The organism is uncultured Roseivirga sp. (genome assembly GCF_963973945.1).
Taxonomy (GTDB): domain Bacteria; phylum Bacteroidota; class Bacteroidia; order Cytophagales; family Cyclobacteriaceae; genus Roseivirga.
Genome location: NZ_CAXBBV010000009.1, coordinates 200,757 through 209,523, shown reverse-complemented (window position 1 = coordinate 209,523; position 8,767 = coordinate 200,757). Strand labels below are relative to the sequence as shown.

General features: G+C 37.9%; 5 protein-coding genes. 4 read left to right on the top strand and 1 reads right to left on the bottom strand.

The features are described from left to right. Positions 1-277: 277 nt before the first annotated feature. Genes AAC026_RS15140 through AAC026_RS15130 form a run of 3 tightly spaced genes read left to right on the top strand, consistent with a single transcriptional unit; the run spans position 278 to position 4,217 of the window. Positions 278-1,024 carry an SDR family NAD(P)-dependent oxidoreductase gene (locus AAC026_RS15140; RefSeq protein ID WP_339699694.1) on the top strand — a complete coding sequence of 249 codons (747 nt, stop codon included), beginning with the start codon at positions 278-280 and terminating at the stop codon, positions 1,022-1,024. Positions 1,025-1,056: 32 nt separating this feature from the next. Further along, a complete protein-coding gene (locus AAC026_RS15135) occupies positions 1,057-1,647 on the top strand; it encodes a hypothetical protein (protein WP_339607601.1) in 591 nt (196 codons plus the stop codon). Continuing rightward, the gene (locus tag AAC026_RS15130; protein ID WP_339699692.1) at positions 1,644-4,217 is read left to right on the top strand and encodes a M1 family aminopeptidase; all 2,574 of its coding nucleotides are present in this window, start codon (positions 1,644-1,646) and stop codon (positions 4,215-4,217) included. The genes AAC026_RS15135 and AAC026_RS15130 overlap by 4 nt, the downstream gene beginning before the upstream one ends. Positions 4,218-4,399: 182 nt before the next feature. Here AAC026_RS15130 and AAC026_RS15125 read toward each other — a convergent pair whose 3' ends face one another. Beyond that, positions 4,400-5,179, bottom strand: coding sequence for a S1/P1 nuclease (locus tag AAC026_RS15125; RefSeq protein ID WP_339699689.1), 780 nt, complete (start codon positions 5,177-5,179; stop codon positions 4,400-4,402). A 391-nt stretch (positions 5,180-5,570) separates the two neighbouring features. Here AAC026_RS15125 and AAC026_RS15120 point away from each other — a divergent pair, with 391 nt between their 5' ends. Continuing rightward, complete coding sequence (locus AAC026_RS15120; RefSeq protein ID WP_339699686.1) at positions 5,571-8,759, top strand: SIR2 family protein; 3,189 nt, start codon at positions 5,571-5,573, stop codon at positions 8,757-8,759. The last annotated feature ends 8 nt before the right edge of the window (positions 8,760-8,767 follow it).

Here is an 8,767-nt window from a genome sequence, read left to right as displayed (position 1 = left end):
ATACCTATTATTCATTCTTACACTTATTTGTGTAAACCTATTTCAGGACAAGACAATTACTGTTCTACTAATACCAAAGCCCAATCCTCCCAACCTCCTTCTCCAAGGAGGAGTGTTTGTGCTAACATTCATGCTGTATAACCTTTAGGTATTCCATCTGGTGGGAAATGGCTTTAATAGATGGGAACGATTCCAAAACACAACTCACATCATAAATAATACCTTCTTACTTCCCTATATTTCTTCTAAATTCGAACCTTAAGAATTTAGAACAGGAATGAGCAAAATAGCAATGGTTACCGGAGCCACTTCTGGTATTGGTTGGGCTACTGCCGAAGCACTGGCCAAGGAAGGTTATCAATTGATTGTCTGTGGAAGACGAAAGGAACGACTGCAAGAATTGTCTGCGAAAGTGGGCGTAAAAACCTTAGAACTCATTTTTGATGTGAGCGATAGAGCTGCAGTAGCGCAAGCCCTTAATTCGCTTCCAGCGGAATGGAAACAGATTGATGTATTGATCAATAATGCTGGAAATGCACACGGTTTGGGTAAAATTCACGAAGGAAATATTGATGACTGGGATGCCATGATTGACATTAATGTGAAAGGTCTTTTATATGTCACCAAAGCCATTGTACCAAATATGGTAGAGCGAGGAGCAGGCCATGTGGTGAATATAGGGTCTATTGCAGGCAAAGAGGCTTACCCGGGTGGAAATGTGTATTGCGGTTCTAAACATGCGGTAGACGCTATTAATAACGGCATGCGAATGGACTTGAACGGAACAGGGGTAAAGGTTTCTCAGGTTTGCCCAGGTTTGGTGGAAACTGAATTTTCATTGGTACGCTTTAAAGGCGATGAAGACCGAGCAAAAACAACCTATCAAGGCTTTGAGGCACTTCAGGCAGAAGATATTGCTGACCTTATTCGCTTTATTGTCACCCGCCCAGCGCACGTAAATATTGCCGATACGCTCATTTTACCTGCCGCACAGGCTTCGCCTACTTTAGTGGCGAAAAACTAAGTTTTTATTTCTAAGAAAGAACAAGAAACACGATGTACGAAGAAGAGTTTAATGACGAAGTACCGCAAGAAGGTCTTCCCATTCCAGAAATATTTAGAAACTCCGATACCAAGGGTTATATCACACACTGTATTCAGTGCGATTACGAATTACTTAAAGGCGATCGCTCTTATATGATTGAAAAGGTATTTAAAAGGTACCCAAACCTTGATTCCACCCAAGTGCTTTTTGAATACGGCATGTGCAGTGTATGCTATGAGAAAATGAAGGATAGTCTTTCTGTGGAAAGCATGCAGAACCTTTCTAATTACATGATGACCAAAATGGATTTTTCGGCCATGCAGCAACGCATTGAAGAAAATCCAGAAGATCCTGAGAAGTGGATGTCGCATTGCATGATTCACGGCACGCCCAAAGAAGAAATGACCGAATTTCAAGTAGCGGCTTCCTTTAAAGGCGACCGTTTGATGACGAATTTTATGCCTCCTTATATGATTGGAGGCTTGGCTTTAGAAGAGTTAAATGGTTTGCTTTCAAAAGAAACCAAAGAAGACATGGACGGATTTATTGACCAGCATTTTGGTATTCCTCCTGAATTGAGAAAAGACTTTATTCTGATATGAAAAAACTACTTTTAATCTGCCTGCTTCCCTTTTTAATCTTTTCGTGTAACAGCAAAAATGAGTTTGAAGGTATTGAAAATGGTGTTTCCTTGGCCTTGGCCAAATCTAGAAAAGCCATTGTTTCTAATATCAATTATAAGCTTGAATTCCGGGTGCCAGAAGTCCTTACACAACCCATTCAGTCATTGGAAACTTTGAGCTTCAACCTAAGCGACAATTCCGAAGATTTGCTTTTAGATTTTAGAGAATCGGTTGAAAAGCTCAAAGGTATTATTGTCAATGATCAATCGGCTGAAATCAATTTCAACAATGAGCACATCATTATCAGTAGGGATTTATTGAGAAGAGGGAAGAACATTATCGAAATCAACTTTTTTGCAGGAGAAACCTCGCTCAACCGCAAGGAAGAGTTTATGTACACCTTGCTAGTTCCCGATAGAGCAAGAACCCTTTTTCCTTCATTTGATCAGCCCAACTTAAAGGCAACTTACGACCTTACTTTAGACTTACCTGAAAGTTGGAATGCCATAGCCAATGGCCCAGTGGCACTTTTAAGTGTGAAAGATGGCCGAAAGAACATTCAGTTCGAAAAGTCTGATTTGATCAGTACTTATTTATTTTCATTTGTAGCAGGCAAGTTCAAGTCAGAAACTCAAAATGTAGGAGGTATGGAAATGACCATGCTCCACAGGGAAACAGACAGCGCAAAAGTGGCTAGAAATCTCGATTTGATTTTCTACCTCCATGGTGCTTCAATTCAATGGTTACAAGAATATACGGGAATAGATTACCCTTTTAAGAAATTCGATTTTGCGCTAATTCCTAGTTTCCAATACGGAGGAATGGAGCATGTGGGCGCTATTCAGTACCAAGCTAACAGCCTTTTCTTGGATGAGGACCCATCGCAATCTCAGTTGTTGAGCAGAGCGAGTTTAATCGCACACGAAACCGCCCATATGTGGTTTGGCGATTTGGTGACCATGGACTGGTTCAATGATGTTTGGACCAAAGAGGTGTTTGCCAATTTTATGGCTGCTAAAATGGTCAACCCAAGTTTCCCTGAAATCGATCATGAGTTGAATTTCTTGGTGCGTCATTATCCGTCTGCTTATGGGGTAGATAGAACCGAAGGTGCCAACCCAATTCGACAAGAACTGAATAACTTGAATGAGGCTGGACAAATGTATGGTGCTATTATTTACAATAAAGCACCGATTATGATGCGTCAGCTAGAAATGCTGATTGGGGAACAATTATTCCAAGAAGGCATGCAGGAATACTTGAAAACCTATGCACATGCCAATGCCACTTGGCCCGATTTGATCAATATTTTGGACAAGAAAACGCCCGAAGACTTGAAAACTTGGAGTGAGGTTTGGGTCAATACATCAGGTCGTCCTGAGTTTCAGATGGAATTAGTGCGTCAGCAAGGAATGCTCAATGAGATGAAGTTAGGTCAACTAGATCCTTCTGGGAAAAACCGAGTTTGGCCTCAGGTATTTAGTGCTGCGGCATGGCTCGATCAAACTAAAGTATATAAGAAAATAGCCTCTAAAGAAGCGGTTTTAAATGTTGACTTGCCTATTCTGAGATTGGGCGATATTGTATTAAATGCCGATGGAAAAGGTTATGGCCTTTTTGAAGTGGATATCAACATGGTCACCCAACGGTATTCACGTATGACGGATGTAGAAAAGGGGAGCACCTTTGTAAACCTTTACGAGAATTTCCTCGATGGTAAAGTTCCTCGTGTTGGCTATGTAGAAATGGTAAAATGGGTGATTGATAAAGAGGAAAATGAATTGATTCTGAATTTGGTTTTAGGGCAACTCAACAATATTTACTGGTCGTATTTAACGGAAGATGAAAGGGCCAGCGTAGCACCAGATTTGGAACGCACTTTATACTTTCTAATGGAAACCAAATCAGAAAAGCCAAGTGTTAAGAAAATCTTCTTCAATGCCTTCCGAAACATTACCATTACTCAAAACAACATTGGACGTTTGTATGACATCTGGAATGGCTCTAAAGTGAAGGGCTTGAATTTATCTGAAAATGACATGGTTGGGCTGGCTTCGCAATTGGCCATCCGTTTACCAGAGAGGGCAGATGCGATATTGAAGCAGCAATTGGATTCCATTAAAAACCCTGATACCAAGCGCAGATTCGAATTTGTGATGCCTGCACTTTCCAATTCCCAACAAGTACGTGATGCATTCTTTGAGTCGCTGAAGGATGCGAAAAACCGCGAAACCGAGTCGTGGGTGCTTTCTGCTTTGGGTGCTTTACATCATCCATTGAGAAAAGAGTCTTCTGAAAAGTACATTCTGCCAAGTTTAGAATTGCTTAAAGAGATTCAGGAAACGGGCGACATCTTCTTCCCAACGCGTTGGACGGACCAAACTTTAGGCAATTACAATTCGGCTTCGGCAGTAAAAACGGTGCGTGATTTCTTAGAGGATAACCCTAATTATAATGCGCAATTGAAAATGAAGATTTTGCAAGCAGCAGACAATCTTTTCCGTTCAGAAAGAATTCTAGGAGGGAAGCAGAGTTTGCAGCAGAAGTGATATGTGAGTATTAGGTAGTGAGTACAGGGTATTGGGTTTAATTATAGTTCCTTCGCTTCACTCAGGATGAAAAATCTATAAAACAGTCTTCAGTTGAAAATTGATTAGAGAACTAAAATATAAACAAAAAAAGGCTACCCAATAACTGGATGGCCTTTTTCATGAGTAAGGATTTGTTTGGCTTACTTATAAATATCATTGATAATGCCTGCCAAGCGAACACCCGCTTGGGCAATTCTAAGTTCTAGGATATCGAAATACTTATAAGAGTACTCGTAACTCAACCTTCCGTTTTCAGGAATGTCATAAACCTTATCGCGGTAGCTCATAGACTCCATTGCCCAATTGCGAACCGTAGCCGCCTGCCATTCTTTAACCTGCGCTTTGGTAGGGTGATTTACCACATCTGCAAACTCGGTATAGCTGTATTGTTTTCCCTCAATCATACGGCTGTCCCAAACGCTGTGTAAGTTGGTGCTGCTGCCAAACCACTCCACTTTAGTGTCATTTCCGCCTCTGTCTTCTCCATTGCCTACGTGCATCGGTTGGTGGATATCGCCCACAAGGTGCACAAGGAATTTAAGGTTAGTCGCTTCCTGCTCAGGCGTAAGCCCACCCGCTTTCAACTCTCTAATTATTTTTTCTATGGCCCAAACTACATCACCACCTTCTTGCGTTGGAGCGGTCTCGTAAGTCATTCCATCAGGAATAGTGCAGTAATGCCAAGGGTTGGCATAGCTATAAGAACGGTCTGATTTGATATCGTCCATCCAAGTACTAACAACGGCCAGGGTTTCGTTGCCCAAAACTCGTTTTACCTGCTTCTGTGCCTTTTTTGTTAGCATACCATCAGCAATATGACCCACAGCACGGTGGCCAATTTGCCCCCAAAAAACGGTTTCGTCTTTAAGCGCATGGCTGCTGAAAATAAAAAGTGTGGCTAGTAATAATATCTTCTTCATAAAATGGGTATTCGTTTGCGCTACAAGATTATGAAAATTCATTGGCTTCTTCATTATTGAAGCATCAAGAGAACATTATTAAAATTTGAAATAGCCGAATTATCTAATAAATTCGACAATAATTACTTTTACGTCAGCAATGAGTTTCACCAGCTTTTCGTCAACGGAATGGCCGTTTTTTATGGGGAGACGGGTAGGTAAGTAGCAACCAAAAGTCAAAGGAAGAGATACCCAGAATACTCCTGAAAAGCTTCAGGAATAAAACTCCTTTAATGCCTTTATACCAACAGGAGCCAGCATAATGTTTAAAAAAGAGGAAATAGAACTCTTTAGATTTAAATACATTCGGTAAATTCCCTAATTTATGCTCAATTTAATTTAGTAAAGTTTAATGGAACATATACTCGATATTAAGAAACAAGAGGCACAACTCCACTCTTTTTTTGAAACAATACGTGACGGTAATACGATACTTTTTCTAGGAGCTGGGGCTTCTGTTGGTGAAAAAAGATATTTAAGTAAAGAAGTTATAGAGTACTATGAGGAGTACCTTGGTAGTACATATAACGAAGCAGATATAACTAGATTTTTGGATATTCTGTCTGCCGATCCTTCATTCAATAGAGGTCACTTTGATTCTGAGGTTGAGAAAATGTTAAGAAAATTATCAGTGACAGAAGGACATAAAATACTGGCTGGTATACCTTGGCGAGAAATTATAACAACCAACTATGACCTACTTGTCGAGCAAGCCTTCGATGATATTAAGCTTACACACAACCATGTCTTCGATTTGGTGCCAATTAGAAATCAGAAAGAATACAACTTTCGTGAGGACAATACACAAATTAAATATGTTAAGCTCAATGGATGTATTTCCGACAAAAGCAAGTATCCTTTATCCTTTTCCACAACGGATTTTCAACGACTTAATCAGTATTATAAATACATACTGAATGACCTTAAGAATGTCTCACCTAAAATAACATTTCTCTCAGCAGGCTACTCTTACAAAGATGAGTTTGGTCAAAAACTACTTTCAAAATTTGACTCCTATAATTTTCGTGAAAGAAGGTTGATTTATAATATCGATCCATTCCCAAATGAAAGAACTCTGCCTTATTACTCACAACAGCGGATTTGTATTATAAAATGTACGGCAGATGAATTTTTTAAAAAATACAATGAATGGGATGACCAGGGTTTAGAACGTATAGTTAAGGCAAATCGGATTTCCTTTACTACTAGCAAGAATAAATATATTCAACTTCCAAATAAATTAGCTGTAAAACTGAATAATGTTGTTAAACAGCTTAATTCAACCTCTCAAGATAGACGAATAAAAGATGAAGAGTTCTTTCGTGGAGAAGAACCTAATTATGATTTGATTCTTAGGAATGTAGATGTGGTTAAACGCAGCCTTGTTGATAAAGTAAGATCACAAATACAAGATGGTGTTATCGAAGATAAGAGTACGTTTATTCCTATATTTTTCTTGACAGGTGGCTTTGGGATAGGTAAAACTACATTTACTCTACGACTGATTCATGAATTCATTTCGGATTCTTCTCTGGATTGTATTGCATTTGAGATTAAGGATTTCCAGAAGGCGAAAGCTGATAACTTAATTGAGTTAATAAAATTTGTAAGCTCAAAGAATGTAATACTTTATTGTGATGAGGTGGAAATAGAGAGTTCTTATAAGGCACTGATTAGTTTAAGAAGAGAACTTAGTATTGAACAATTCAATGAGGTGAATCTATTCTTTTTGGTGCCAGTGAGGGAAAATATTCTTGCCAAATACAAAATTACGAGAGATGTAAGAAGTACACATGAAATAACTCTTACAGGAAGCTTGAGTGATCTTGAAATATCTGAGTTGCTTGAGAAACTAATGTCTGCCGGACTGATTCATTATAGAGATGAAAATGAGAAACAAGAATATATAAGGAAAATTAAATTTGAGTATGGTAGTGATTCGTTCATTTCACTCCTAGAAATCGTGACTCAAGGTAATCATGCAAATGATTTGATTCAGGCCTATAACGAATTGTCCAGTGATGCCCAGAAAGCATTTCTCAACACAGCTTTGTTGCATCGTTTTAAGTTGGGTATGCCCGTCAGTTGGTTGAAAAATTCAATTGCCAGCTCATGGGAGGACTTTACAGAGAAAGTCATTAAAGCTGAAGGGAAAGGTATTCTTATTCAGCATATTCAAAAAAGTAGAGGGCTAGAACCGGATATTGTTTTTAAAACTAAGCATCCAATTATTGCTGAGAGGCTTATTCAAATGCTTCTCAGTGATAAAGATTTGCAATTTAAGTATTATCTAAAAATATTTAGAACAGTATCAGTTGGGAAAACGAACTCCTTCTTAGTTTCAAACCTTCTCAAGTCTTTTATAAAAGAAGAATCCTTTTCACAGGCTAAAATTAATAAGCTTTTTGATGAAGCATATGGGAAACTATCTGAAGATCCACATTACTGTCTCAATTATGCTATCAATCTTCAATACAGAAATAATATAGATGAGCTCAAGAAAGCACTTAGTATAGTCGTATATGCTGAGTCATTACTCGACTATAGAAATCACAGATTTACTCATAGGAGAGGTGTAATAAACTTTGAGTTGGCGAAAATGTATTACAAAAAGGAAAATCATGGGCTAAATTTTACTCTATCATATTTAAATGAGGCCAAGGAACTTTTTAAACTTAAACAGCTACTAGATCCATTTTCACATTACAGCTATATTAATTATATCACTTTACTAATTTGGGAATTAGAGAACATTGAATATGAACTCGCCACAGAACTGAAAAAGAGGATTCAAATTGAAGAACTTTTTGATATAGCTCTAAGGACTGTGACAGACGAGATTTCACAAGTTTACTCTCTTCAAAACAAATATGCATTGCATTTAAGTCAGGTTTCCAATACCGATGATTATAAGCAATACATAGATGAGCTGTACGATAATCTTGAGGTGAGACCATATGCTTGCATTCTTTTATTTAATCATTTTGAAAAACAACTGGGTCGGCATAGTCAGGAATGCTATGATAAAATATATGAAATGAGATCATATATGGATAATAATGAAGTTGTTAAATTTTTATTTAAGTATTATGGCAGAGAGCTTTATAACTTGAATTCGAGAATGGACTTTTTTAGAATTGCCAAAGATTATCCTTCTTTAGAAGAAGAAATGCCTTTGAGTTTTTACTTTTTTCATTTCATTGCCGAATCCTACAATTATAACTTCAGTTATGGTCAAAATGCCTTAGACAGTATAAAGTCTAAATATCATGGCCTAAACCCAGAGTTTCATTATGTGTGGTCTGATACCAATAATGTTGAAGTTGTCTTTGAAGCAAAAATTGTTCAACGTAATGATGCCAAATATAAAGCGGTTAAAATCACCGATCTACAAAGAACCTTTAAATTAAAAAAAGGTAGTTACTCCAACTATAAAAAAAGTGAAGTGGTTTCGGTAAAACTACATTTTTATCTATATGGAATTAGAGCAGAAATAGTCAAAAAAGAAATTGATGATGAAGAATTTAGAGTTTATGATTAGGTTTTCTG

Coding starts and splice junctions, on each gene's coding strand:
- AAC026_RS15135 (WP_339607601.1), top strand. CDS start 1,057: ATGTACGAAGAAGAGTTTAATGACGAAGTACCGCAAGAAGGTCTTCCC.
- AAC026_RS15140 (WP_339699694.1), top strand. CDS start 278: ATGAGCAAAATAGCAATGGTTACCGGAGCCACTTCTGGTATTGGTTGG.
- AAC026_RS15120 (WP_339699686.1), top strand. CDS start 5,571: ATGGAACATATACTCGATATTAAGAAACAAGAGGCACAACTCCACTCT.
- AAC026_RS15125 (WP_339699689.1), bottom strand. CDS start 5,179: ATGAAGAAGATATTATTACTAGCCACACTTTTTATTTTCAGCAGCCAT.
- AAC026_RS15130 (WP_339699692.1), top strand. CDS start 1,644: ATGAAAAAACTACTTTTAATCTGCCTGCTTCCCTTTTTAATCTTTTCG.